Here is a 25107-nt window from a genome sequence, read left to right as displayed (position 1 = left end):
AAGCGACACCGGCACGACGTGCAGACAGCGAAGCCGACTCCTACTCGTCTCCGGCCCGGCCGGCACCCGCCGGCGGGGAGCGCGACCCCCGCCAGGGCTCTGGACCAGGCGACCGGGACACCGATTCTCAGGGGGCACAGATGACACAGCCGGGACCCGGGGTGATGCCCGGACTTGAGCCGGTGGCCGTGGCCGATGAGCCACGGCCGCGGGAAGAGGGCGCGTCGTGGAACGGCGCGGCGCTGCACACGCAGCTTGAGGCCTTCTTGGCCCGGGAGAACCAGAAGCTGATCGACTTCCGCCGCGACCTGCACATGCACCCCGAACTCGGCTATGCCGAGCACCGCACCACCCAGCAGATCGTGCGGGAGCTGACCGCGGCCGGCCTGCACCCCCGGGTACTGCCCAAGGGCACCGGCGTGATCTGTGACATCGGCCCGGCCGACGGCCCCACGGTGGCGCTGCGCGCCGACATCGACGCGCTGCCGCTGATGGACGAAAAGGACGTGCCCTACCGCTCCACCGTCCCCGGCGTCGCGCACGCCTGCGGGCACGACGTGCACACCACGATCGTGCTGGGCACCGGGCTGTTCCTGGCCCAGCAGGCCGCCGCCGGGCTGCTGCCCGGCCGGGTCCGGCTGCTGTTCCAGCCCGCCGAAGAGCACCCCGGCGGCGCCCTGGACGTCATGGCCGCCGGCGGGCTGGCCGGGGTGGACCGGGTCTTCGCGCTGCACTGCGACCCGCGCATCGAGGTCGGCCAGCTGGGGCTGCGGGCCGGGCCGATCACCGCCGCCTGCGACAAGGTGTACGTCAAGGTCACCGGGCCCGGGGGGCACACCGCCCGGCCGCATCTGACCGCCGACCTGGTGTACGCGCTGGCCAAGATCGTCACCGAGCTGCCCGCCGCGCTGTCCCGCCGGGTGGACCCCCGCTCCAGCCTGTCGCTGGTGTGGGGCCGGGTGGCCGCCGGTTCGGTCGCCAACGCCATCCCCGACGACGGCATCGCCGAGGGCACCGTCCGCTGCCTGGACGACGAGGCCTGGCACAAGGCGCCGGAGATGATGAAGGCGCTGCTGGATTCGGTGGCCGCCGCCTACGACGTGGAGGCCTCCCTGGAGTACGTGCGGGGCGTCCCGCCCACCGTCAACGACCCCGACAGCGTGCAGATGTTCCGCGACGCGGCCACCCGGATGCTGGGCGAGGACGCCCCCGTGCCCACCCCGCAGAGCCTGGGCGGGGAGGACTTCGGCTGGTACCTGGAGTCCATCCCCGGCGCTCTGGCCCGCCTGGGCGTGCGCACCCCCGGCTCGGCCGAGGAGTACGACCTGCACCGCGGCGACTTCGACGTGGACGAGCGGTGCATCGGCGTGGGCGTGCGCGTGCTGACGGCCACCGCGCTCACCGCGCTGTGGGAGGGACGCCGCTCCACCGGCGCCGAGGTGGGCGACGCCGTCTCCGCCTGAGGCGGCCCGGGCCCGGCGGGCGGCGCTCCCGGGCGGGAGCGCCGCGTCATCTCCTGTGGTGATGGAGCGATGCCCGGCCGTGCCGGGCGGTTCGATGAACAGGTGCCCGCCGGTGCGCGGCGTGCGCCGGCCGGGGCGTGGCGGGTGCGTGCTTTTCACGCTGCTCGGTTGTGGCCGGGCCGGTCCGTTCATCCGGTGGGTCGGAGGCGGGCGGGCCGGGCGCGGTATCCGGCGGGGAGGGCAGCAGCGCCGTCTCCAGCCACTGCATGAGCATCAGGCCGACCAGGACCACCAGCGGAACGATCAATGCCGTGATGATCGGTCCTCACCTCCTCCTGCCGCGCTTGCGGTGCGGACCCTGCGGCGGTGTCCGCACCGCAAGACGTGGGCGGTGGTCCTCAGCCCTTGAGCGCGATGCGCCGAGACTTGCTCTGCTCGATCTTGGGCACCCGCACGGTCAGCACGCCGTCGACCAGCTCGCCGTCGACTTTGTCGACGTCGGCGTCGGCGGGCAGGGTGCTGTGGTACATGAACTTGCCGGTGCGCTGCCGCAGCACCTTGCCGTGCTCTTCTTCCTTGGCCTCTCCGGAGATGCGCAGCTCATTGCCGGTGATCTCGACCTGGACGTCGTCGCGCGAGAATCCCGGAAGCTCGGCGCGCACCACGTAGGCGTCGTCGGTCTCCTCGGTCTCGGCCAGCGGGCGCCAGGTGCCGGCCTCGACCTCGGGGGCCGTCGTGGCGAAGAACCGCCCCATCTGGTCCCACAGTTGCTGGAAGTCTGAGAACGGGTCCCAGGAGCGTCCGGCCCACGGGGTCCACTGCTCGAGTCCGCGATGACGCCTGGTAGGCAGAGCCACTACGTTCACCTCCACTGCGCGGGCGCACCGCGCGAGTGCGCGGTGGCGCCGTCGTCCATGTGCATGGCCCTTGACCGGCGGCCTGGGGCGTCGCCCATACCCGCCCGCCAAGGACCTCCTTGACGTGGTGTGCACGGCCTACCTCACATCGGACGGCTGAAACTTCGCACACTGCCGGTAACGTCGCAGAACGGATGCAGAAGGTGATATCGCGTCCGGTGTGTCGCGGCCGCGGCGCGTCGTGAAGAAGGCCGGATTCGGGACGTCCGGGCTCTGCCGGCCGGGCGCCGGCGGCGGTGGGGGCGGGGCGGCTGAGCGGGGGACGGCCGTTCTCACGCGGGCCGGCCTGCGGCGCCGGCAAGGCCGCCCGCCCTTCCGGCGGCGGCTTTCTCCGGTGTGCACCGCCAATTTTTGTGAACTCGCGCTTCAGGCATCGATAAGGGGCGGGAAATTGAATCCCCGCCCCTTGGTGTCCATCCTCCGGATGCGTTCAACGGATGGCCATATGCGATTGACGCGGCCGGGCGTTATGGCAACGCCCTCATCTGGTCAGTGGTGTCCGTGGCCGTCGTGGTGACCGTCGTGCTTGTGGCCGTCGTGGTGGCCGTCGTGCTTGGGACCGTCCTTGCGGCTGTCGTAGTAGCCGTGCTTGTAGCCGTCCCGGTAGCCGTCGTCGAAGGCGTGCCTGTGGTGGTCGTTGTGGCCGCCCTCGTAGTGGTCGCGGTACCCGTCCCTGCGGCCGTCGTTGTACCCCTGGTCGTAGCCCTTGTAGTAGGAGTCCTTGTAAGCGCCGCTCTTGTCCCCGTGGCCCTTGTGGCCGTCGTGGTGGCCGTCGTACTTGTGGCCGTCGTGGTGGCCGTGGTGCTTGTACCGGTAGGCGTGGTAGTGGCCGCCCTTCAGAGAGCCGAGGACTTCCTTGTAAATGTAGTGGCGGAGGTCATAGACGCCGAGCTCGCACTTGTAGATGGTGGCCAGAGTGCGGGCCTTGTCGCACTTGTGGTGGTGATGCCTGTAGTGGCTCACTCCCGATTTGGCCTGATGGGCGGCGGTGGTGTCGGCCAGGGCCGGCGGTGCCGCCAGCAGCGCGCCGCCGAAGGCGGCGGACATGATGCCGACCGCGGCCAATCTCTTCATCATATGAACCTCCTGGTCCATTTGTCGGAATTGCCCTCGTGCCTGTGACGATTCGGGTGCGGCAAGACGCAGGGCACGGCTAGAAATAACCCGCGCCCGGACTTCTCATGCGGCCGGTGGAGAACAAATTCCCTGCTTGGTCGGCTCATTGCCGACCGTTGGCCGGGCGACGTGAAAGAAGGCCGGTCCCTCAATTGAGGGCGGGTGAATCGTGGAGTGTCGGGATTTCGATTCCGGGGCGATCGGCACGGCGTGAATTCCCGGTATCCCGATTCGCCGTCCGCCGCGGGGCGGCCCCGCGGGCCCCGCAGCGCCATCGGCCCGCCCCGGTGAGTCCGCCCGCCGGGGATGGGCGTCCCGGCGGGCCTCCCGGCCGGACCGGTCGATCCGTGCCGGGTTTCCTTGCCGCGGGGCCGCACGTGCCGGAGGGCGTCCCGGTGCTCCCGGCGGCCGGGCCGGGCGGGCGTTTCGGCGCGGTCAGCCGGTGTGCGCGGCCGGGCGGAGAGGCACTGCGCGCAGCGTGCCGGGGCGGCGGCCGGTGATCCGGTCCAGCGCTGCGGAGGCGGCCTCGTCGGCCGGCAGGTAGACGACCATGCGCTGACCGTCGGGGGACAGGTCGAAGATCTCATACGCCAGGCGGAGCTCGCCCTCGTCGGGATGCACCAGGCGCTGCACCCCGGTGTGCGGCGGAGCGGCGGGCGGCCGCTGCATGCGCTCGGTGAAGGCGGCCCCGGCGACCAGGGCCAGCTCGTCGGCCAGCCCCGCGGCGTGCGGGTCCCCGCGCGAGGTCCTGGCCCGCAGATGAGCGACCTGCTCGTCGGCCACCCGGTCCCACTCCGGGTAGGCGGCCCGCGCCCGCGGGTCGGTGAACACATGCCGGACGAGATTGGGCGGGCGCCCCTCCAGCACGCCCAGCGGCCCGGCGAGCAGCTCATAGCCCACGGTGCAGGCGAGCACGTCGCCCAGCGGGTTCACCAGCACGGCCGGGGCGGGTTCCAGGCGTTCCAGCACCGCCCGCACGGTGGGCCGCACCGTGCGGGTCGCCGATGACGGCGCCGTCAGGCAGCCGTAGGAACCGTTGGCCTCCTTGGCGATGTTGCGCAGCACCTCGCGGTCGGCGGCCGACAGGCGCAGCGCGTCCGCCAGCGCGGCCAGCACCTGGAAGGAGGGGCGGCGGTCGCGTCCCTGCTCCAGCCGGGTCAGGTACTCCACGCTGATCCCGGCCAGCATGGCCAGCTCGGACCGGCGCAGGCCGGGGGTGCGCCGCCGGGGACCGGCCGGCAGCCCGACCTCGGCCGGGGTGATGGCCTCGCGGCGGGCGCGCAGGAACGCCCCCAGCTCATTGCCGCGCGCGTTGCCGGTGCCGCTCATGCCGTCCACGCTACCGGCCGGCCCGCCGGGGATCGTGGCCCTGGCGGGGCCAGTCTCGGCCCGGTCTGTATGCGGCGCCGCCGCCCCGGCACCGTGGCGGTGCGGTCTCGCCCTGAGGCCGCGGGCAAGCAGGAAGCACACCCCGGGAGGGCATGCGATGGATCTGGGACTGAACGGCCGCACCGTCATCGTGACCGGGGCCTCCGGCGGGATCGGCCGCGCGCTGACCCGTGCGTTCGCCGCCGAGGGCGCCGACCTCGTCCTGACCTACCACGGCAGGCGGGAGGAGGCCGAACGCCTGGCCAAGGAGGTCGAGGCGGGCGGCGGCCGGGCGCTGGCGACCCGCTACGACATGGCCGACCCGCAGGCGGCCGCCGCGCTGACCGAGGCGGTGCTGGAGTGGAGCGGCCGGATCGACGTGCTGGTCAACAACGCGGTGGTGTGGGGCGATGACGCCCCCGTCCCCGCCCACCGCTTCGAGGACGTCCCCGAGGAGCTGTGGACGCGGACGGTGAACGTCAACATCGAGGGCGCCGTGCGGCTCAGCCGCCAGGTCGCCCCGGTGCTGCGGCGGCAGCGCTGGGGGCGTCTGGTGCACCTGTCCTCCACCCTCGTCTCCGACGGCGCCGCGGGCAGCGAGTACTACGCGGCGGCCAAGGCCGCGCTGCACGGGTTCAGCCGCTCGGCGGCCTTCTCCCTGGGCGCCGACGGCGACATCCTCTCCAACGTGGTGATGCTGGGGCTGACCCGCACCGACACCAACGCCGAGATCACCGAGCAGCACGGCCACATCTACAGCGCCCGCGCCCCGATCGGCCGGCTGCTGGAGGCCGCCGAGGTCGCCGGCCCGATCGTCTACCTGGCCTCGGCCGCCAACACCGGCATCACCGGCCAGGTCGTCACCGTCAGCGGCGGCTCCTGACCGGCGGCCGGGGTCAGCCCTTGGTGTAGGGGACGCCGTCCGCGGCGGGGGCGCGGACGGCACCGACCAGGCCCGCCACCGCGAAGATCGTGGCCAGGTAGGGGGTCATCGACAAAAAGGCGGTCGGCACCGGGGTCTGCAGCGGCTGCAGCGAGACCGACACCCCGCCGGCGAAACCGAACAGCAGGGCGGCCCACACCGCGCCCAGCGGAGACCAGCGGCCGAAGATCAGCGCGGCCAGGGCGATGAAGCCCTGCCCGGCGGCCATGTTCTTGTTGAAGGTGATGTTCAGGCCGATGGTCAGCCAGGCCCCGCCCATCCCGGCGATCAGCCCGCCCAGGATGACGTTGCGGTAGCGCATCGCCACCACCCGGATGCCGACCGTGTCGGCGGCGGTGGGGTGCTCGCCGACGGCGCGGGTGCGCAGACCCCAGCGGGTGTGGAACAGCCCGATGTGGACGATGGCGATCAGCGCCACGGTGATGTAGAAGATCACGTTCTGGCCGAACAGCACCGGGCCGACCACCGGCAGGCTCGACAGCCCCGGGATGTCGATGGCGGGGAAGGCCATCGTCTTGTTGTAGTCGGGGTTGGTCTGCATCAGCCGCTCGTACAGAAAGCCCGTCAGCCCGGCGGCGAACAGGTTGAGCACCACGCCCAGCACCACCTGCTGCACCAGGTAGCGGTTGGCGAAGACGGCCAGCATGGCGCCCAGCAGGCCGCCGCCCAGGCACCCGGCGACCAGCCCCACCCACAGGCTGCCGGAGATGGAGGCCAGCAGCGAGGCGCAGAACGCCCCGACCAGGAACTGCCCCTCGATCGCCACGTTGATCACGCCGGACCGCTCGCACAGCACCCCGCACAGGGCGCCCAGGATCAGCGGGGTGGCGGCCAGCACCATGGCGTTGAGCACCGAGGTGAAGTTGAGGTTGTGCCCGGCGGCCGCCCACACCAGGAACGCGGCGACGAACGCGGCCAGGTAGACGGCGGTGCCGAGGGAGCGGCGCACCCCGCTCGGCCGCAGGGCCGCCCGCAGCACCCCGATCGCCACGCAGACCAGCGACAGCGCCACGGCGGCCGGCCCGGCTGGCACCGTCAGGTCGGGAACCTTGATCGCCTCGTCGCCGACCATGTTGAGGTTGAAGACGGCCGTGGCGCCGTCGTCGGTGCGGCTGCCGAGCCCGAACGCCACCAGCGCGTACACCCCGGCCAGGATCATCGCCCCGCCGACGTACCAGTGCCGCCGGTCGCCTCCGGTGCCGGCCACCGGGGTGCTCGTCGGCGTCAGCGTCGCGCTCACCGGCCGCTCCCTTTCATCCGCATCAGCCGTTCCATCCCTTCGCCAGCAGGCCGGTGCCGGCGCCGCCGTCCCCGCGCAGCCGGAACAGGCCGCGCACCAGCGGCGGGGCCGCCACGAACAGCACGATCAGCGCCTGGATGACGGTGACGATCTCGATCGACACCCCGGCCGCCGCCTGCATCTCCCGGCCTCCCGCCTGCAGCGCGCCGAACAGCAGCGCCGCGGCCACCGTGCCCAGCGGCGAGGCCCGGCCCAGCAGCGCCACGGTGATCGCGGTGAAGCCCAGCCCGGCGTCGATCTGCTGGGTGAGCGCGTTGTGGGCGTTGGCGGTGCCCAGCACCTGCGACACCCCCACCAGGCCCATCAGCCCGCCGGAGATCACCATCGCCATGATCTGCCCGTAGCCGACGCTCATCCCGGCGGTGCGGGCGGCATGCGGGTTGGCGCCCACCGTCCGCAGCTGAAAGCCCAGCGTGGAGCGGTTCAGCAGCCACCAGGTGAAGACCACCGCGGCGATGGCCAGCAGCAGCCCGGCGTTGACCCGCAGCGAGTCGCCCAGCAGGTGCGGCAGCCGGGCCGCCTCGGCGACCGGCTTGGAGACCGGCTGGGGGTTGTCCGGGTCGCGGAAGACCTCGCTGGAGATCAGGTAGCCCAGCAGCAGGTAGGCCACGTAGTTGAGCATGATCGTGACGATCACCTCGTGCGCCCCGGGCCCGGCCTTGAGCCAGCCGGCCAGCCCCCCGTACAGGGCGCCGCCCGCGATCCCGGCCAGCACCGCCGCGGGCAGCGCGATCACCGCCGGGGCGTCCAGGGTGAAGCCCACCCAGGTGGTGGCGATGGCGCCGATGATCAGCTGGCCCTGGCCGCCGATGTTGAACAGGCCGGCGCGGAAGGCCAGCCCCACCGCCAGCCCACCGAAGATCAGCGGGGTGGCCTCGGTGAGGGTCTCGCTGATCGGGGTCAGCGCCGCGGTCGCCGACCCGGCGTTGCCGGGGTTGAAGATCGCGCCTTTCAGCAGCGCCCCGTAGGCGGTGGACACCGCCGTCCAGGACGCGGTGAGCGCGTCGCTGGGACGGGCGAAGAAGTAGCCGAAGGCGGTGGTGACCTCCGAGTCGGAGACGATGATCAGGACCGCGCCGACCAGCAGGGCCAGCGCGATCGCCAGCACGGTCACCACCCAGGGCGGCCCGGCCGCCACATGGGCGGCCAGCCTGCGAAGCCGCCCGCTTTGCGGCGTCCGCTCCTTTTCCGGCGTCTGCCGCACCGTCTGGTCGGCCTCAGACGGTGCCGTCTGCTCACTCATCTGCGTCACCGTCCTTCGCGGCCGCGTCTTTTTGTGAATCTGCGGCACCCTCGGGCGGGCCGGCGGCGTCCGGGGAGGTGCCGGCCATCAGGCAGCCGATGTCCTCCCGGGAGGTCTCCGGCGGGACGATCGCCATGATCTTGCCGCGGTACATCACCGCGATGCGGTCGGCCAGCGCGAAGATCTCATCCAGCTCGGTGGAGACGATCAGCACCGGGCGGCCCTGGTCGCGTTCGGCCACGATCCGCCGGTGGATGAACTCCATGGCGCCCACGTCCACGCCGCGGGTGGGCTGGGAGGCCACCAGCAGCCGCAGCGGCCGGGACATCTCCCGGGCCACGACCACCTTCTGCTGGTTGCCGCCCGACAGGGTGCCCACCGGGGCGTCGATGGAGGAGGTGCGGATGTCGAACTCCTCCACCCGGTGCGCGGCGTTGGCGCGGACGGCCCGCACGTCCATGCTGCCGCGGCGGCCGAACGGCGGGCGGTCGAACAGGTCCAGCACCAGGTTCTCGGCGACGCTGGAGTCGGCCACCAGCGCGTCATGGCCGCGGTCTTCGGGGATGTAGCCGACCCCGGCGCGCAGCACCTGGCGGGGGGAGCGGCCGGTCAGCTCCCGGCCGTCCAGCCGGATGCTTCCGCCGGCCGCCGGGCGCAACCCCAAGATGGCCTCGGTCAGCTCGGTCTGCCCGTTGCCCTGCACCCCGGCGATGCCCAGGATCTCCCCGGCGCGGATGTCGAAGGAGACGCCGTCCACGACCGGCTGCCCGGACTCGTCCAGCACGGTCAGGTCCCGCACCTGGAAGGCCGGTTCGGCGTCCTCGGGCACGGCCGGCGGGGCCTTGTCGACGGTGAGGCGGACGTCGCGGCCGACCATCAGCCCGGCCAGCTCCCGCTCCGAGGCCTCCGGGCCGGCGGTGCCGACCACCGCGCCGCGCCGGATCACGGTGATCCGGTCGGCGACGGCCTTGACCTCCTTGAGCTTGTGGGTGATGAAGACGATGGAGCGTCCGGAGGCGCGCAGCGAGCGCATGACCGAAAACAGCTCCTCGGTCTCCTGGGGGGTGAGCACCGCGGTGGGCTCGTCCAGGATCAGCACCCGGGCGTCCCGGATCAGCGCCTTGATGATCTCCACCCGCTGCTGCACGCCCACCGGCAGGTCGGCCACCAGGGCGTCCGGATCGACTTGCAGGCCGTAGCGGGATGAGATCTCGGCCACGTCGCGGCGGGCGCGGCGGCGGTCCAGCCAGCCCACCGGGCCGGACCAGCCCAGGCGGGCCAACGGGCCGAGCGAGCGGGCCCAGCGGGGCGGCCCGGTGCGCTCGTCGCCGAGCATGACGTTCTCGGCGACGGTGAACACCGGGATGAGCATGAAGTGCTGGTGGACCATGCCGATGCCGGCGGCGATGGCGTCGCGGGGGCCGTTGATGGTCAGCGGCCGGCCGTCCATCAGGATCTGCCCCGCGTCGGGCTGATACAGCCCGTACAGCACGTTCATCAGGGTGGACTTGCCGGCGCCGTTCTCGCCGAGCAGGCAGTGGATCTCCCCGGGGCGGACCTCCAGGTCGATGCCGTCGTTGGCCACCAGCGAGCCGAAGCGCTTGGTGATCCCGCGCAGTTCAAGGGTCAACCGCCGACCTCCCTGTGGGGTGCCGCCGGGGACCTGCCCCGGCGTGCCCGTGGGGCGGGACCGAGCGTTCGGCCCCGCCCCACGACCTCGGTGAAGAGCGAACCTCATCCCGGCGCCGCCGCGCCGGGCCGAGCCGGTGCGCCGCTCAGCTGCTCTTGGGCTGGTTGGCGGACTTGATCTTGATCTTGCCGGAGATGATGTCCTGCTTGATCTGCTCCAGCTCCTGCTTCAGCTCGGCGGGGACCTTGTCCTCGAACTGGTGGAACGGCGCCAGGCCGGTGCCGCCGTTCTCCAGGGTGCCCAGGTAGGAGCCGCTCAGCTGCTGCCCCTTGGCGGCCGTCTCGACGGTGGTCTGCACGGCCTTGGCGACGCTCTTCATCACGCTGGTCAGGAACACGTCGCAGTACTGGGCGGCCGACACGCACCCGTCGGTGTCCACCCAGATCGCGCTGACCTTGCCGCCGCTCTCCTGGGCCGCGGCGGCGGCGCCCAGGCCGGTGCCGCCGGCGACCGGGAAGATGATGTCGGCGCCCTGCTGGATGAAGTTGCCGGCGATGCGCTTGCCGGCGGCCTGGTCGTTGAAGGAGTTGGCCATCGAGCCGGACTTGGGCTTGGCCGGGTCCCAGCCCAGGACCTTGACGTCCTTGTCCTTTTGCTCGTTGTAGTACTGGACGCCCTCGTAGAAGCCGTCCATGAAGATCGTCACCGGCGGGATGGGCAGCCCGCCGAAGGTGGCGACCTTGCCGGTCTTGGACATCGCGGCGGCCAGGTAACCGGCCAGGAAGGAGCTCTGGGCGGTGTTGAACTCCATGCCGTAGACGTTCGGCGGCACCGAGGAGGAGTCCACGATGGCGAACTTCTGGTCGGGGTTGGACTTGGCCGCCTGGCTGGTGGCCTCGGCCATCAGCCCGCCCACCGACACGATCAGGTCGCACTTTTGCGAGATCAGCCGGGTGATGTTGGGGACGTAGTCGTTCTCGCTGGTGGAGACCACGTAGTTGACCTTTGCGCCGGTGCTCTTGGCGGCCGCCTGCATGCCCTCCCAGGAGGAGGCGTTGAAGGACCGGTCGTCGATGCCACCGAGGTCGGTGACCATGCAGGCCGAGAAGTCCGAGGCGGCGGTGCCGGAGCCGGAATCCTCCTCGGGCGCCGACCCGCACCCGGCCAGCAGCAAAGACAACCCGGCCGCCCCGGCGACCAGCCGCATCAACGTAGTCACCATGCCTCCTAAGCGCATGCAACAGGGCGCAAGGCCCGTTTCAATCGCTCGCTCGGGCCTCAGCATCACCATCCGGACGGGTCTCCCGCCATGCTCCTACCAAGTTGTGGGAAGACCGTTATCCAAACGCCGACATATGGAGACAATCGCCGCGTTCAACTCATCGTCGCCTGTAACGGACGGTCATGAGGTGGCTTTATGGTGGTGATCATGCCGGGGATCCCTTATGCAGATGTCCGAAAATGTGAATTCGGTCTCCTGCGGTGGGCGGCGGCGGCTCACGTACGGTAGGCCCATGACGGAGATCGACTGGGCGCGCCTGCGGGAGGCCGCCCGGGAGGCGATGCAGCGCGCCTACGCGCCGTACTCGAACTTCCCGGTGGGCGCGGCGGCGCTGACCGACGACGGCCGGGTGATCACCGGCTGCAATGTGGAGAACGCCTCCTACGGACTGGGCCTGTGCGCCGAGTGCTCCCTCGTCTCGGCCCTCTACGGCCCCGACCTGCCGGCCGGGTCGCGCCGTCCCCGCCTGGTGGCGCTGTCGGTGGTGGACGGCAACGGCGACCCGCTGATGCCCTGCGGCCGGTGCCGCCAGCTGCTGTGGGAGCACGGCGGGCCGCACCTGCTGCTGGCCACCGCCCGCGGCATCGTGCCCATGTCGCAGGTGCTCCCGGACGCCTTCGGCCCCGACGACCTCACCCGGCTCGCCTGAGCCCCGAACCCCGCGAGGAGCCCCGTGGACGCCATCGACGTCATCGTGACCAAACGCGACGGCCACCGGCTGTCGCCGCAGCAGATCGACTGGGTCATCGACGCCTACACCCGCGGTGAGGTCGCCGACGAGCAGATGGCCGCGCTGGCCATGGCCATCGTGCTCAACGGCATGGACCGCGCCGAGGTGACGCGCTGGACCGAGGCCATGATCCGCTCCGGGGAGCGCATGGACTTCTCCGCGCTGGACCGTCCCACCACCGACAAGCACTCCACCGGCGGGGTGGGCGACAAGATCACGTTGCCGCTGGCCCCGCTGGTGGCGGCCTGCGGCGCCGCCGTCCCGCAACTGTCGGGGCGGGGCCTGGGCCACACCGGCGGCACGCTGGACAAGCTGGAGTCGATCCCCGGCTGGCGGGCCTCGCTCACCCCCGAGCAGATGCTGAGCGTGCTGCGCGAGGTCGGCGCGGTGGTGTGCGCCGCCGGCAGCGGGCTGGCCCCGGCCGACCGCAAGCTGTACGCCCTGCGCGATGTGACCGGCACGGTGGAGTCGATCCCGCTGATCGCCTCCTCCATCATGTCCAAGAAGATCGCCGAGGGCACCGGCGCGCTGGTGCTGGACGTCAAGGTCGGCTCCGGGGCGTTCATGAAGACCGTCGAGCGCGCCCGCGAGCTGGCCGAGACCATGGTCGCCATCGGCACCGACCACGGCGTCAAGACCGTGGCGCTGCTGACCGCCATGGACCGCCCGCTGGGCCGCGCGGTCGGCAACGCCCTGGAGGTCGCCGAGGCCGTGGAGGTGCTGGCCGGCGGCGGCCCGCCCGATGTGGTCGAGCTGACCCTCACCCTGGCCCGCGAGATGCTCGCGGCGGCCGGGCTGGACGCCGCCGACCCCGCCGACGCCCTCGCCGACGGCTCGGCCATGGACGTCTGGCGGCGCATGATCCGCGCCCAGGGCGGCGATCCGGATGCCCCGCTGCCCGTCGCCCGCGAGTCGCACACCCTCACCGCCCCCGCCTCCGGCGTGCTGACCGGGCTGGACGCCTACGCGGTGGGAGTGGCCGCCTGGCGGCTGGGCGCCGGCCGGGCCCGCAAGGAGGACCCGGTCTCACCCGGCGCCGGAGTGGTCTGCCACGCCGCACCGGGCGAGGAGGTCAGGGCGGGACAGCCGCTGCTGACCCTGCACACCGACGAACCGGCCCGCTTCGAACGCGCCCTGCAGGCCCTCGACGGCGCCATCACGATCGAGCCCGAGGGCAGCCCCGACCTGCTGCCGCTGGTGATCGACCGCATCGCCTGAGGGCCCGCGCCGCCCCGCCGCTCAGGACGGGCTGCGGGCGGGCGGGCCGGTGTCCTGCTTGACCCAGATCTCATAGCGTCCCGAGCGGGAGCCCACCGAGAAGGGGATCTCCACGGCCATGTAGTAGCGCCTGCCGGTCACCACCGCCGCCCGCTGCCGCGGGTCGGGGGCGGTCAGGCCGCCCAGCACGACGATGTCGAAGTGCCGTTCGCGGACGGCGGCCAGGAACGCCGCCGTCCCCTGGAGCGTGCGTCCCCTGCGATCGGTGTAGGTCAGCTCCTGCGGATCGGCCCACTGCTCTCGCTCGGTGCGCGACCCCAGGTAGTAGGCGGGCAGCTCCGGCGAAGGGCTCAGGTAGCGGCCCTGCGGCCCGACCAGCGGCCGGAGCGCGTCGGCCACCGGCCGGTAGTCCATCCACTCGTAGTAGAACCGCTCCGACTGGGCCATGCCGAAGAGCAGGAGCGCGATCCAGGCGGCGATGCCCAGCTGCAGGTTGCGAAAGTGCGGGCCGATGATCCGGGCGATGCCGACCCCGGCCATCGGGGCGGCCAGCAGCAGCCCGTAGCCGAGCTGCCGGTGCAGATCGGCCGAGGTGTGCTGCAGCAGCGCGTACCCGGGCACCGCCAGCGCGGCCCCGCTGAGCACCGTGCCGAGGGCGAGCCGCCACGCCCGGGAGGGCGATGGCCGCTCATCCGGCAGGATCGGGGCCTCGCCCATCCGGTCCCGGTGGGTGTAGAAGATCGTGCCGAGCACGGCGAGGAGGAACAGCAGCCCGCCCAGCGACGCGGCGGTCCGCAGCACCGTCTGCGGGGCGTCCGTGCCCGTCGCGGCCGGGTCCGGGGCGACGGGCATGCCCACCCCCACCGCGGCGGCGGCCAGCGTCGCCCCGAGGACGGCGACCAGGCCCGCCCCCCAGCCCAGCGACCGGCCCGGCCCGTGGCCGCGTCCGGCCACCAGCACGGCCAGGAGCACGACCGCGGGCAGCAGGAGCACGGCGGTGGGGGAGATCAGCACCGCCAGGGCCGCCGCCGGCGCCACGAGCAGGACGTGCCAGGCCGGGCTGCGGTCCAGGCGCGCGGCCAGCCGGCCGGCCAGCGCCAGCATGAAGATGGCCGGCGGGTCGGGGCTGACGAAGTTGCCGAGGAAGAGCGTGGGCTCGACCACCGCGAAGGAGGCGGCGGTGAACAGCGCCACGCGCTCGTTGAAGAGCCTGCGGGCCAGCGAGTACAGCGCGGCGGTCGCCCCCAGCAGGCACAGCAGGCTGAAGAGCCGGGCCCCGGCCGGTCCCGCCAGGCCGTCGATCGCCGCGGCGACCATGGGGTGCAGGTAGGAGGAGGCGGTGTCGGCCTCTGTGATCGCAGTGCCCTCCCGCATCCGGTCCAGGTACTGGCGGCCGGTGTTCAGCAGCAACGCCTCGTCCGGGGACACCGCGTTGCGCAGCCGCAGGCTGAGCAGGGCCTGCATGAGCAGGATCGTGAGCAGCAGCGCACGGCTCACCCGGTCCCGGCGCCGGCTGGGCGCCGCCGTCCACCCCATGTCGGGAGAGGGCGGGACCCGGTAACCGCGGCCGCCCTGCGGGCCCGTCGGGGCCGCGGGGCCGCCGGGTGCCGGAGGGGGTCGTTCCACCACCGCCGGGCCGGCGGGGGGTGCCCCGGCCGCACCGGAACCTGCCGGAGCGGCCGGCGGTCCGGATGGCGCGAAGTGTGCGGCCTCACCGGGCCGTCCGGCCCGGGCGGGGCCCGCAGGGGTGAGGGGATGCCCGGGCGGAGTACGGAGATCCGCCGCCCGGCCGGTGTGCTCGGGCGGCACGGGATGCTCCGGCCGGGTGGGGCGGTCGGGCGGAACCGAGGGCTCACCGAAATCGTCCGCCCAGCCGGACGGCCCGGGGTGTCCCGGCCGTCCGGAGGGGTCCGGCGCGGGGGGAACGGGAGGCCTGGGCGGGGCGAAATGCTCGCTTCCTTCGAAGCCGCCCGCTCGGCGGGGGCCTTCCGGCCGGGCGAGGTGTTCCGAAGGGGCCGGCCGCCGCGGCGGGGGGAGGTGTTCTGCGTGGTTGAAACGTTCGGCCGGGGCGGGGTGCTCCGGCCGCGCGCGGGGTTCGCCGGGGTGCGCGGGAGGCGGCGGCCACGCGGGCGCGGGTTCTTGCGGCGAGCGGTCTGCCGGCTCCGGAGGCGGCCAGGGAAGCGGCTCGTCGGCGGGCGGGTACGGGGGGTGCGCGGTGGAAGACATGATCATGGCCCCGTCATGACCTGGTCGGGTCGAAGCCGAAGATGTCGGCGGCCACGTAGCGCCGGAACGTCAGCAGCTCCGGCGAGCGGGCGGGCAGCCGCCAGTCGGCGCGCTTGCGGTAGTTGAACCAGATGAAACCGATGACGTCGCGGGAGGACGCCACGCCCTTGAGCAGGTCGGCCACATCGCGCACCCGGCGCGGTCCGGGCTGGGAGGCGGTCTCGGTGATGATGAACGGCTTGTCGCTGAAGCGGCGCACCTGCCGCATGGTCGGCCCGAACAGCGTGGTGAAGGTGTGCGCCCCGGTCAGGGTGTAGTAGCCGATCAGCCCGATCCAGTCCACATAGGAGTCACCGGGGTAGTACGGCCGCAGCGCCACCCGGGGCACCGGGTTGATGACGTTGGGGTTCCATACCCAGATGACGTTCGTGGTCCCGGTCTCGCTGAAGACCCGGTGGATGTGACGCCATGCGCGGACGAAGTCGGCGGGGGAGTTCTTGCGGGTGCCCCAGGGGTACCAAAAGCCGTTCATCTCGTGGCCGAAACTGATCGCCACGGGGATGTTGAGGGCGCGGACGGCCGCGGCGAACTGGCGGAGGTGGTCATCGATCGCTCCTCGGGCGATCGTCGCCAGCGACGGGGAGAAGGGCTCCCACATGATCAGCGGGATCGCGCCGGCCCGCCAGATGCGCCGGGCGCCCCGGCTGTCGAAATGGTCGCTCACGGCGGCGTAGATCGTCACCATGTTGACCTTCTTGCCGATCCCGCGGTTGAAGGCCGCCACCGGGGCGATGGAGCGGGAGACGCCGTCGATGGCGACTCCGATGTACTTCTTCCTGGGCTTGAGCAGGGGCCGGATGTCGTAGGGGGTGAACGGGGTGCCGACCGAGATCTGAGTCCGGGGCGCCCTGGGTGCGCTGCTCTGCTCGGCCGTGCACGCGGTTGTGCCGGCGGGCAGCAGGACCGCCAGCAGCGCGCTGAGGACGATGCGGGGTCTCGTCCGGATGAGGGGGCTCATGCGGCTTCGATCTCCTTACGGGGTTGCACCAGGATCCGGACGACGATCGCGGCGTAGAACAGGCCGGAGGCGAACACCAGGGCGAAGTCCGGCGGGTAGAGGGTGAGGATCCGCCAGATGGCCAGGCCGACCCACAGCAGCGCCGTGCCGCCGCTCCAGACGATGACGCCGATCCAAAAACGCCGGGTCTTGTTCTTCTTGGCGCCCGAGGAGCCGGTGGGCTGCCAGCCCATCTGCCGTCCGCGCAGGATGTCCCAGATCGCAAAGACGTGCGCCCAGCCGTACATCATCCGCACGGCCCACGCTTCGAGCCGGTATTCGCAGCGGTGCCACATCGGGAATATCAGGGCGTTGTAGATGAGACTGGGCAGGATCATGATCATGTGCTCGACCCGGAGTTTCTCCGGCATGGCCACCAGCAGCGTGATGGGGATCAGCGGCGCCACGAAAGTGAACAGCGCCGTGTGGATGTAGTAGAAGAACCCCGACATGTAGCACATGCGGGTGGCCGGCCGGAGTTTGGTCTGCCAGAACTTCTTGCTGCCCAGCAGGCTCATCGAGCCGGAGCACCAGCGGTACTGCTGGTTGTAGAAGGCGCCGAGGGTGTCGGGGCACACCCCGGTGGACAGCGGGATGGGCAGGTAGCGCAGGTCCCAGCCGAGCCGGCGCAGGTCGAAGCCGGTGTGCACGTCCTCGGAGTGGCCGATCAGCGTGGTGCCGCCGTTCTCCTCCAGGGCCTTGCGGCGGTAGATCGCGCAGCTGCCGACGCAGATCGCCCCGTTGCGGCGGTCCCGGGAGACCTGGATGGAGCGGTAGAAGAGCTCCTGGACGGCGCCCGCCCCCCGTTCGATCCAGTTCTGCGAGTCCAGGACCCGGAAGTACTGCGGCGACTGGACGATCCCAAGGCGCGGATTCGCCTCCATGTAGGGGAGCATTTCGTGGAGCAGATCGGCGCGCGGTGCGAAGTCGGCATCGAGGATCAGGATGTATTCCCCGTTGGAGATGCCGAACCCGAAGTGCAGATTTCCGGCCTTTTTGAACCATCCCCGGTTGGGGCGGCTGCCGTAAACGAAGCCGAAATCGGCGGCCATGGCGGCCAGCTCCGGGCTGGCTGAATCGTCCAGCACGTAAGGGGTGACGACGCCGGGGTAGTGGTCGGCCATCCGCCGCACATGCGTCCAGGTGTTGTGCAGAACCTCGATGGGCTCCCCGCACACCGGCAGGAACACGTCCACCGACGGGTATTCCCGCGGGGACCATGAGCGGACGAGTTCTTTGTGCTTTTCCAGATCGAAGTCGCGGGTGAAGGCGTTGACGCGCAGCGAAGTCAGGTAGTAGAGGATCGTGAAGATCAGGAACGGAACGTACGCCCACAGCCACGGTGAGGAACGGGCGAGCTGGTACTGGCTGACCACCAGGCAGGAGAAGCTGACCAGTGACGAGGCGGTCAGCACCCACAGATTCCGCTTGACGTAGCTGTACTTCTCCTTGTCGTCCGGCGGCTGCGGGAGAAGTCCCCAGGCGCCGGAGGCCTCGCGGTAGGCCGAGTATCGGCGCGGGCTGTTGCGCTCGGGCGCATGGGGGGCGCGCGTCTGCGGCATCGCGCTCACGGACGTGTTCTCCAGTTCGGACAAAAAGGGCAAATCTGGGGGCGCCGAATATGGGAATAAGGATCCCACGGTCGTATTTTGCGGGAGGCCGTCTGCACCGTGATGAAAGTCGCAGAAGTTCGGTGTCATCCAAGACGGGCGTCCGGGCGTCGAACTCGGGCATCGAGTGGTCGCACGGACGGTGCGGCGCCGGCGGATGCGGGGCGAAAGGCGGCGGCTCTCGAGAGTGCGGGTAATGGGTTTTCGGACGTCAAAAACCCGCTAACTGGCGTGTTCCTTTCGCGGTTTCGTCGCCGTGGGGCATCGGTGCCTCCGGTTCCGCAGTGCTGACGGGCTGTGACCGCGATGAGCCGGCCGGGCTCGAGGTCTCCGGAGCGGTCTGCTCTGTTGATCTAGTGGTGACGAAGATAGCATGTGTATTGTGTAAACACATAAAAGTCGTGTGATGTCACACTACGGATGTGACCGGTGACTGTGGCGGCACGCCTGCGGGCGCGGCGAAAATGCGCTGGGGAGGCGCGACGGCCTCGGGTACTGTGCGAAAGATGACAGGTCGACCTACGCTTGAGGCGATCCGCCGGGCCCCCAAGGTGTTGTTGCACGACCATCTGGACGGTGGGCTGCGGCCGGAGACCATCGTTGAGCTGGCCCGCGCCGGCGGGTACCGCGAGCTGCCCACCCACGACCCCGAGGAGCTGCGCGTCTGGTTCGCCGAGGCGGCCGACTCCGGGTCGCTGGAGCGCTACCTGGAGACCTTCCGGCACACCGTCGGGGTGATGCAGTCGGCCGAGGCGCTGCGCCGGGTGGCCTATGAGTGCGCCGAGGACCTGGCCGCCGACGGCGTCGTCTACGCCGAGGTGCGCTACGCCCCCGAACAGCACACCCAGGGCGGCCTGTCGCTGGACGAGGTGGTCGAAGCGGTCCTGGCGGGCTTCGCCGAGGGAGAGCGCGAGCACGGCATCCGGATCGGCACCCTGGTCACCGCGATGCGGCATCAGGCCCGCAGCATGGAGATCGCCGAGCTGGCCGTCCGCCACCGGGACGCCGGCGTGGTGGGCTTCGACATCGCCGGGGCCGAGGCCGGCTACCCGCCCACCCGGCACCTGGACGCCTTCGAGTACCTGCAGCGGGAGAACGCCCACTTCACCATCCACGCCGGGGAGGCGTTCGGGCTGCCGTCCATCTGGCAGGCCATCCAGTGGTGCGGGGCCGACCGGCTCGGCCACGGGGTGCGCATCGTCGACGACATCACCGACCGCGACACCCCGCACCCCAAGCTGGGCCGCCTGGCCGCCTACGTGCGCGACAAGCGCATCCCGCTGGAGATGTGCCCCACCTCCAACGTGCAGACCGGCGCCGCCAAGTCCATCGCCGAACACCCCATCGGGCTGCTGCGCCGGCTGTACTTCCGGGTCACCGTCAACACCGACAACCGCCTGATGAGCGGCACCAGCCTGTCGGAGGAGTTCGCCAAGCTGGTCGACGCCTTCGGCTACGACTGGGACGACCTGCAGTGGTTCACCGTCAACGCCATGAAGTCGGCCTTCATCGGCTTCGACGAGCGGCTGGAGTTCATCAACGGCGTGATCAAACCCGGCTTCGCCCAGCTCAAGTGGACCGGCTCGCGCACCCTGCCATGACCGCCGGGCAGCCGGTGGTGTTCCGCTCGCCGGCGGCCCGGGCCGGGGCCTGGGCCTGGCTGGCGTTCGCCGCGCTCAATTTGGCCGACATCGCCTGGCGCGGCCGCACCCTGGCCTCCGCCGTCGCCGCCTGCGCCATCCTGCTGGGCTGCGGCCTGGCCTACGTGCTGGGCCTGCGCCCCCGCGTCAGCGCCGACAAGACCGGCCTGCGGGTGCGCAACCCGCTGCGCGACGCCCGCCTGCCCTGGCCCGCCGTCCGCGAGCTCAAGGCCGACCACACCCTGACGGTCCGCTTCACCGGCCCCGGCGGCACCGAGCAGACCCTGCGCGCCTGGTCCCTGCAGACCTCCCCGCGCGCCCGCGCCCGCGAGGAACGCCGCCTGCGCAAACGCGCCCGCGAGCTGCCCGCGGACGTGGCCGCCCACCTCGCCGGCCGCACCTTCCTGGACCACGCCGTCGAACAGCTCACCGACCTGTCCGCCCGCGCCGCCCGCCCCGCCCGGAAGGAACCCGGAACCGTCACCTGGTCGCTCCCCGCCCTCGCGGCCCTGCTCGTGCCCGCCGCCCTTTTGACGGTGACGGTTTTCCTGGGGGTTCTCAGCTGACAGGCGGGCCTTGGCTCCGGCGCGGATAACCGGATGGAAGGCCTTTGCCGGCAGTGACGCATGCGGGTGACCTGCGCCCGGCATGCGCCTTTCGGCAGCACCCCACGCCGACGGCCGGCCCGTCGGCCTCTCAGGCGAGACCCAGCGCGGTGCGCAGGTCGGTGCGGATGGCCTGGAGGGCGGCTTCGGCGCGGGCCCGGGCCTGTGGCACGTCCTCGGTGGGCGGGAGGACGACCTCCAGGTAGCACTTGAGCTTGGGCTCGGTGCCCGAGGGACGGACCACCACGCGGGCCCGGCCTTCGGGGCCGGACAGGCGCAGCCGCAGGCCCTCGGTGGGCGGCAGGCCGCCGGCGCCGCGGGCCAGGTCCTCGACCTCGGTGACGGCGCGTCCGCCCAGCGCGGCGGGCGGCGCCTGGCGCAGCCGGTCCAGCGCGGCGCCGATCAGGGAACGGTCGGTGACGCGGACCGACAGCGCGCCGGTGGCGTGCAGGCCGTAGCGGCGGGCCTGGTCGTCCAGCAGGTCCACCAAGGTGCGGCCGTCCCGTTTGGCCTCGGCGGCCAGCGCCGCCACGGTCAGGGCGGCGCCGATGCCGTCCTTGTCGCGGACCGGGACGCCGCCGTCGCCGCCGACGCTGTAACCCAGGGCCTCCTCATAGCCGAAGACCTGCCGGTCGTCGGGGGCGGTGCGGGCCTTCATGATCCACTTGAAGCCGGTGAGGGTCTCGGCGTAGCGCACCCCGTGCGCGGCGGCGATCCGGCCCAGCAGGGACGAGGAGACGATCGTGGTGACCACCAGGCGGTCGGCGCCGCCGGTGTGGCGCAGCACGTGCTCGGCCAGCAGGGCGCCGACCTCATCGCCGGTCAGCGTCCGCCACCCGCCCGGGGCCGGCACCGCCACCGCGCACCGGTCGGCGTCGGGGTCGTTGGCGATGGCCAGGTCGGCGCCGGTGCGCTCGGCGAGCGCCAGCACCCTGTCCATCGCCCCCGGCTCCTCGGGGTTGGGGAAGGCCACCGTCGGGAAATCCGGGTCCGGCTCGGCCTGCTCGGCGACGACCATCGGCTCGGGGAAGCCCGCCCGGGCGAACGCCCGCCGCAGCACCTGCGCCCCCACCCCGTGCAACGGCGTGTAGGCGATCGAGATCTCACGCGGGGCGTCCCCCAGCGGCAGGGCGTCCAGCGCCCGCAGGTAGGCCTCGACGATGTCGTCGCCCAGCACCGTCCAGTCGCCCTCGGCGCCCAGCGGCAGCTCGTCCACCCGGCCCACCGCGTCGATCGCCGCGGCGATCTCACCGTCCAGCGGGGCGAGGATCTGCGCCCCGTCCCCCCAGTACACCTTGTAGCCGTTGTCGCGCGGCGGGTTGTGGCTGGCGGTCACCATCACCCCGGCGTCCGCGCCCAGGTGCCGGACGGCGAACGCCAGCACCGGCGTGGGCAGCGGACGCGGCAGCAGCCAGGCCCGCAGGCCCGCCCCGGTCACCACGGCGGCGGTGTCCAGGGCGAACCGCCGCGAGCCGTGCCGGGCGTCGTAGCCGATCACCACCCCGGGCCGGGCGGTCTCGGCCTTCAGGCGGGCGGCCAGCCCGGCGGCGGCGCGCATGACGGTGACCCGGTTCATGCGGCCCGGGCCGGCGCCCAGCTCGCCGCGCAGCCCGGCGGTGCCGAACTGCAGCCGGGTGCCGAACCGGTCGGCCAGCGCGGCGGTGTCGCCGGCCTCCAGCAGGGCCCGCAGCTCGGCACGGGTCTGCGGGTCGGGGTCTTGGGCCAGCCACTCGGCGGCGGCCTGACGCAGCTCGTCCACGGTTCTCACAGTTTCGGCAGCAGGGCGGCCAGCAGTTCGCCCATGCGGGCGGCGGAGGCGCGGCCGGCCTCCAGGACCTCGGCGTGGTCGAGGGGACGCTCGGCCAGCCCGGCGGCGATATTGGTGACCAGGGAGATCCCCAGCACCTCCGCGCCGCCCCGGCGGGCCGCGATCGCCTCCAGCACGGTGGACATGCCGACCAGGTCGGCGCCCAGCGTCCGCAGCATCCGCACCTCGGCGGGCGTCTCATACGACGGGCCGCGCAGCGCGGCGTAGACGCCCTCGCCCAGGGACGGGTCGCTTTCCTGCGCCAGGGCGCGCAGCCGCCGCGAGTACACCTCGGTCAGGTCCAGGAAGTCGGCCCCGCGCAGCGGGTTGGCGCCGGTCAGGTTGAGGTGGTCGCTGATGAGCACCGGGTCGCCGACGCGCTGCCGTTCGGGCCGCAGTCCCCCGGCGGCGTTGGTGAGCACCACCGTGCGCACCCCGGCCGCCAGCGCGGTGCGGACCGGGTGCACGACCGCCTCGACGCCGCGGCCCTCATACAGGTGGGTGCGGCCCAGGAACACCAGCGCCCGGCGCCCGCCCGACTGCACCGCCCGGACCCGCCCGGCGTGCCCGGCCACGGCGGGCGGCGCGAAACCCGGCAGGTCGGTCACCGGCAGTTCGACGGCCGGTTCGCCCAGCGCGTCGGCCGCCGGCACCCAGCCGGAGCCCATCACCAGCGCCACGTCGAAGGAGTCGAAGGACCGGGACCGCAGCTTCGCGGCGGCGGCCTCGGCCAGGGCAAGGGCGTCGTTGCTCACCCGCCAGACCTTACCGCCGCGATCTCACAGCGGGGGATCGCCCAGCGACTTGCAGGGGCGGTTGCGCAGTTCCTTGACGTAGTCGTCGGGCGCCCCGGCGGCCTCGGCCGCATCGGCCAGGATGCCCAGGTAGCGCGCCGACGGCAGGCCGCCTTCGTAGTCGTCCAGCACGTAGGTCCAGCACAGAACGTCGCCGTCGAGGGTCTGCACCCGCACCCGGATCTTGCGGTAGACGCCGAGCTCGGCGCCCTCCCAGGCGTCCAGCTCCTGCTCGTCCCAGGAGGGGACGTCGTACAGCACGACGAAGACCTGCTCGTCGGGGTCCTCGACCACGGTGGCCAGCGCACCGTCCCAGCCGACGTCCTGGCCGCCGAACGTCAGCCGCCAGCCCTGCAGCCAGCCGGTGCCGCGCAGGGGAGAGTGGGGCGCGCGCTGAGCCATCTGCGCCGGATCCATGTTGGAGGCGTACGCCGCGTACAGAGCCACGCTTGTCAAGCGTACGGCCTTCAAGGGCCGCCGGGGGAGCGGCCCGCGCCGTATCCCGACCGGACCGTTCACTTGTCTTGATACGAAACAATGGACGATATGACCCGCATCGTGATCATCGGAGGGGGCCCCGGCGGCTACGAGGCCGCACTGGTCGCCGCACAACTCGGCGCCGACGTGACGATCGTGGAGCGCACCGGGCTGGGGGGCGCCTGTGTGCTGACCGACTGCGTGCCCTCCAAGACGCTCATCGCCACCTCGACCCGGATGGGGGTGATGAGCGAGTCGGCCTCGCTGGGGCTGCGCTTCGACGGCGGCCCCGACGGCATCGTCGGCGGCCTCACGGTCGACCTCGCCCAGGTCAACAAGCGGGTCAAGGACCTGGCGAGGGCCCAGTCCTTCGATGTGGCCGAGCGGCTGGCCTATGAGGATGTGCGGATCGTGCGCGGCGAGGCCCGGCTGAGCGACCCGCACACCGTGACGGTGAACGGCACCGACCTGCCGGCCGACATCATCCTGATCGCCACCGGCGCCACCCCGCGGGTGCTGCCGGGCGCCGAGCCCGACGGCGAGCGCATCCTGAGCTGGCGGCACCTGTACGACCTGACGGAGCTGCCCGAGGAGCTGATCGTGGTCGGCTCCGGCGTCACCGGCGCCGAGCTGGCCGGGGCCTACCTGTCGCTGGGCTCGCGGGTCACGCTGATCTCCTCGCGGGACCGCATCCTGCCGACCGAGGACGCCGACGCGGCCGGTGTGCTGCAGGAGGTGTTCCTGCGCCGCGGCATGAAGGTGTTGTCACGTTCCAGGGCCGCCGCGGTGGAACGCACCGGCGACGGCGTGGTCGTCACCTTGGAGGACGGCCGCAAGGTCGAAGGCTCGCACTGCCTGATGACCGTGGGCATGGAGCCCAACACCCGCGGCATCGGCCTGGAGAAGGCCGGCGTCAAGCTGTCGCGGGGCTTTGTGCAGGTCGACAAGGTCTCCCGCACCTCGGTCAGCCACATCTACGCCGCCGGCGACTGCACCGGGGTGATGATGCTGGCCTCGGTCGCCGCCATGCAGGGCCGCATCGCCATGTGGCACGCCCTCGGCGAGGCCGTCCAGCCGCTCAAGCTCGGCTGGGTGGCCGCCAACATCTTCACCGACCCGGAGGTGGCCACCGTCGGGGTCACCCAGAAGATGATCGACGCCGGGGAGGTCAACGCCCGCAGCGTGATGCTGCCGCTGTTCAGCAACCCGCGCGCCAAGATGCAGGGCTTTGAGGACGGCTTCGTCAAGCTGTTCTGCCGCCCCTCCACCGGCATCGTGCTGGGCGGGGTGATCGTGGCCCCCCGCGCCAGCGAGCTGATCCTGGCCGTGTCGCTGGCCGTCCAGCAGCACCTGACGGTGGACCAGCTCGCCCAGACCTTCGCCGTCTACCCCTCGCTGTCGGGCAGCATCACCGAGGCGTCGCGCCGGCTGATGCAGGAGTCGGCGTACTGAGGCTTTCTGAGGCTTTCCGCCCCGCCGCCTTCGGCGGCACCGCGGCGGGGAGCGCGCCGGCGGCTCTCACCCGGCGGGCCGGCGAGCCCGGCGCTGGGAAATCCTGACCTGGGATCTACCTGAACGCGCAGCGGGCCGCTGCGCCCGGGAAGGCCGCCGCATACGGCGATGAGCAGCCAATATCGGCACCAGAGGTGAGAAACCGGTTTCAGCGGGCACACGTGGCGGG

Annotated in this window: 20 protein-coding genes; 7 read left to right on the top strand and 13 right to left on the bottom strand. The window is 72.1% G+C overall.

The genetic code is table 11. From position 1 onward, the window contains the following. Positions 1-140: 140 nt before the first annotated feature. Positions 141-1463, top strand: a complete 1323-nt coding sequence (locus TCUR_RS20615) for a M20 family metallopeptidase (protein ID WP_012854509.1) — start codon at positions 141-143, stop codon at positions 1461-1463. A 398-nt stretch (positions 1464-1861) separates the two neighbouring features. On the opposite strand, the gene TCUR_RS20610 is transcribed toward TCUR_RS20615, so the two are convergent. The 3 genes from TCUR_RS20610 to TCUR_RS20600 all read right to left on the bottom strand — a co-directional run bounded on the left by TCUR_RS20610 (position 1862) and on the right by TCUR_RS20600 (position 4825). Continuing rightward, on the bottom strand, positions 1862-2320 hold the full coding sequence (locus TCUR_RS20610) for an Hsp20/alpha crystallin family protein (RefSeq protein WP_012854508.1): 459 nt from the start codon (positions 2318-2320) through the stop codon (positions 1862-1864). 549 nt (positions 2321-2869) lie between these two features. Beyond that, positions 2870-3457, bottom strand: coding sequence for a FliH/SctL family protein (locus TCUR_RS20605; protein ID WP_012854507.1), 588 nt, complete (start codon positions 3455-3457; stop codon positions 2870-2872). Between the two features lie 474 nt (positions 3458-3931). Beyond that, positions 3932-4825, bottom strand: coding sequence for a helix-turn-helix domain-containing protein (locus TCUR_RS20600; protein ID WP_012854506.1), 894 nt, complete (start codon positions 4823-4825; stop codon positions 3932-3934). Positions 4826-4982: 157 nt separating this feature from the next. Between TCUR_RS20600 and TCUR_RS20595 the strand changes: the two genes are divergently transcribed. Then, positions 4983-5747, top strand: a complete 765-nt coding sequence (locus TCUR_RS20595) for an SDR family NAD(P)-dependent oxidoreductase (RefSeq protein ID WP_012854505.1) — start codon at positions 4983-4985, stop codon at positions 5745-5747. A gap of 13 nt (positions 5748-5760) precedes the next feature. On the opposite strand, the gene TCUR_RS20590 is transcribed toward TCUR_RS20595, so the two are convergent. From TCUR_RS20590 to TCUR_RS20575, 4 genes are all read right to left on the bottom strand, one after another. Continuing rightward, positions 5761-7047 carry an ABC transporter permease gene (locus TCUR_RS20590; RefSeq protein ID WP_012854504.1) on the bottom strand — a complete coding sequence of 429 codons (1287 nt, stop codon included), beginning with the start codon at positions 7045-7047 and terminating at the stop codon, positions 5761-5763. Positions 7048-7069: 22 nt separating this feature from the next. Beyond that, a complete protein-coding gene (locus TCUR_RS20585) occupies positions 7070-8350 on the bottom strand; it encodes an ABC transporter permease (protein WP_012854503.1) in 1281 nt (426 codons plus the stop codon). Further along, complete coding sequence (locus TCUR_RS20580; protein ID WP_012854502.1) at positions 8343-9980, bottom strand: ABC transporter ATP-binding protein; 1638 nt, start codon at positions 9978-9980, stop codon at positions 8343-8345. Before TCUR_RS20580 ends, TCUR_RS20585 begins: the two co-directional genes overlap by 8 nt. Positions 9981-10125: 145 nt before the next feature. After that, positions 10126-11202 (bottom strand): BMP family lipoprotein, encoded by a 1077-nt coding sequence (locus tag TCUR_RS20575; RefSeq protein ID WP_217265426.1) that lies wholly within the window; start codon positions 11200-11202, stop codon positions 10126-10128. 292 nt (positions 11203-11494) lie between these two features. Between TCUR_RS20575 and TCUR_RS20570 the strand changes: the two genes are divergently transcribed. After that, positions 11495-11911 (top strand): cytidine deaminase, encoded by a 417-nt coding sequence (locus TCUR_RS20570; protein WP_012854500.1) that lies wholly within the window; start codon positions 11495-11497, stop codon positions 11909-11911. 24 nt (positions 11912-11935) lie between these two features. Next, positions 11936-13210 carry a thymidine phosphorylase gene (locus TCUR_RS20565; protein ID WP_012854499.1) on the top strand — a complete coding sequence of 425 codons (1275 nt, stop codon included), beginning with the start codon at positions 11936-11938 and terminating at the stop codon, positions 13208-13210. Positions 13211-13231: 21 nt separating this feature from the next. Here the strand turns inward: TCUR_RS20565 and TCUR_RS20560 are convergent, their stop codons facing one another. From TCUR_RS20560 to TCUR_RS20550, 3 genes are all read right to left on the bottom strand, one after another. Further along, positions 13232-14746, bottom strand: a complete 1515-nt coding sequence (locus TCUR_RS20560) for an ArnT family glycosyltransferase (protein WP_012854498.1) — start codon at positions 14744-14746, stop codon at positions 13232-13234. 703 nt (positions 14747-15449) lie between these two features. Beyond that, positions 15450-16454, bottom strand: a complete 1005-nt coding sequence (locus tag TCUR_RS20555; protein WP_012854497.1) for a glycoside hydrolase family 26 protein — start codon at positions 16452-16454, stop codon at positions 15450-15452. Further along, the gene (locus TCUR_RS20550; RefSeq protein ID WP_174315354.1) at positions 16451-18055 is read right to left on the bottom strand and encodes a glycosyltransferase family 2 protein; all 1605 of its coding nucleotides are present in this window, start codon (positions 18053-18055) and stop codon (positions 16451-16453) included. Before TCUR_RS20550 ends, TCUR_RS20555 begins: the two co-directional genes overlap by 4 nt. 554 nt (positions 18056-18609) lie before the next feature. Here TCUR_RS20550 and TCUR_RS20545 point away from each other — a divergent pair. Together TCUR_RS20545 and TCUR_RS20540 are read left to right on the top strand one after the other, a co-directional pair. Beyond that, positions 18610-19704, top strand: a complete 1095-nt coding sequence (locus TCUR_RS20545; protein WP_012854495.1) for an adenosine deaminase — start codon at positions 18610-18612, stop codon at positions 19702-19704. After that, on the top strand, positions 19701-20309 hold the full coding sequence (locus TCUR_RS20540) for a PH domain-containing protein (protein ID WP_012854494.1): 609 nt from the start codon (positions 19701-19703) through the stop codon (positions 20307-20309). The genes TCUR_RS20545 and TCUR_RS20540 overlap by 4 nt, the downstream gene beginning before the upstream one ends. Before the next feature lie 130 nt (positions 20310-20439). Here the strand turns inward: TCUR_RS20540 and TCUR_RS20535 are convergent, their stop codons facing one another. Genes TCUR_RS20535 through TCUR_RS20525 form a run of 3 tightly spaced genes read right to left on the bottom strand, consistent with a single transcriptional unit; the run spans position 20440 to position 23396 of the window. After that, positions 20440-22116, bottom strand: a complete 1677-nt coding sequence (locus tag TCUR_RS20535; protein WP_012854493.1) for a phospho-sugar mutase — start codon at positions 22114-22116, stop codon at positions 20440-20442. Continuing rightward, complete coding sequence (locus TCUR_RS20530; protein WP_012854492.1) at positions 22113-22910, bottom strand: purine-nucleoside phosphorylase; 798 nt, start codon at positions 22908-22910, stop codon at positions 22113-22115. The genes TCUR_RS20535 and TCUR_RS20530 overlap by 4 nt, the downstream gene beginning before the upstream one ends. 24 nt (positions 22911-22934) lie before the next feature. Next, entirely contained in the window at positions 22935-23396 is a 462-nt protein-coding gene (locus tag TCUR_RS20525) for a gamma-glutamylcyclotransferase family protein (RefSeq protein WP_041440179.1), read from the bottom strand. A 99-nt stretch (positions 23397-23495) separates the two neighbouring features. Here TCUR_RS20525 and TCUR_RS20520 point away from each other — a divergent pair, with 99 nt between their 5' ends. Beyond that, positions 23496-24878: an NAD(P)H-quinone dehydrogenase gene (locus tag TCUR_RS20520; protein ID WP_012854490.1), complete on the top strand. Its 1383-nt coding sequence runs from the start codon at positions 23496-23498 to the stop codon at positions 24876-24878. Positions 24879-25107: the final 229 nt, after the last annotated feature.

Origin of the sequence: Thermomonospora curvata DSM 43183 (genome assembly GCF_000024385.1) — a bacterium.
Lineage (GTDB): Bacteria > Actinomycetota > Actinomycetes > Streptosporangiales > Streptosporangiaceae > Thermomonospora > Thermomonospora curvata.
This window is presented reverse-complemented; position numbering and strand designations above follow the sequence as displayed.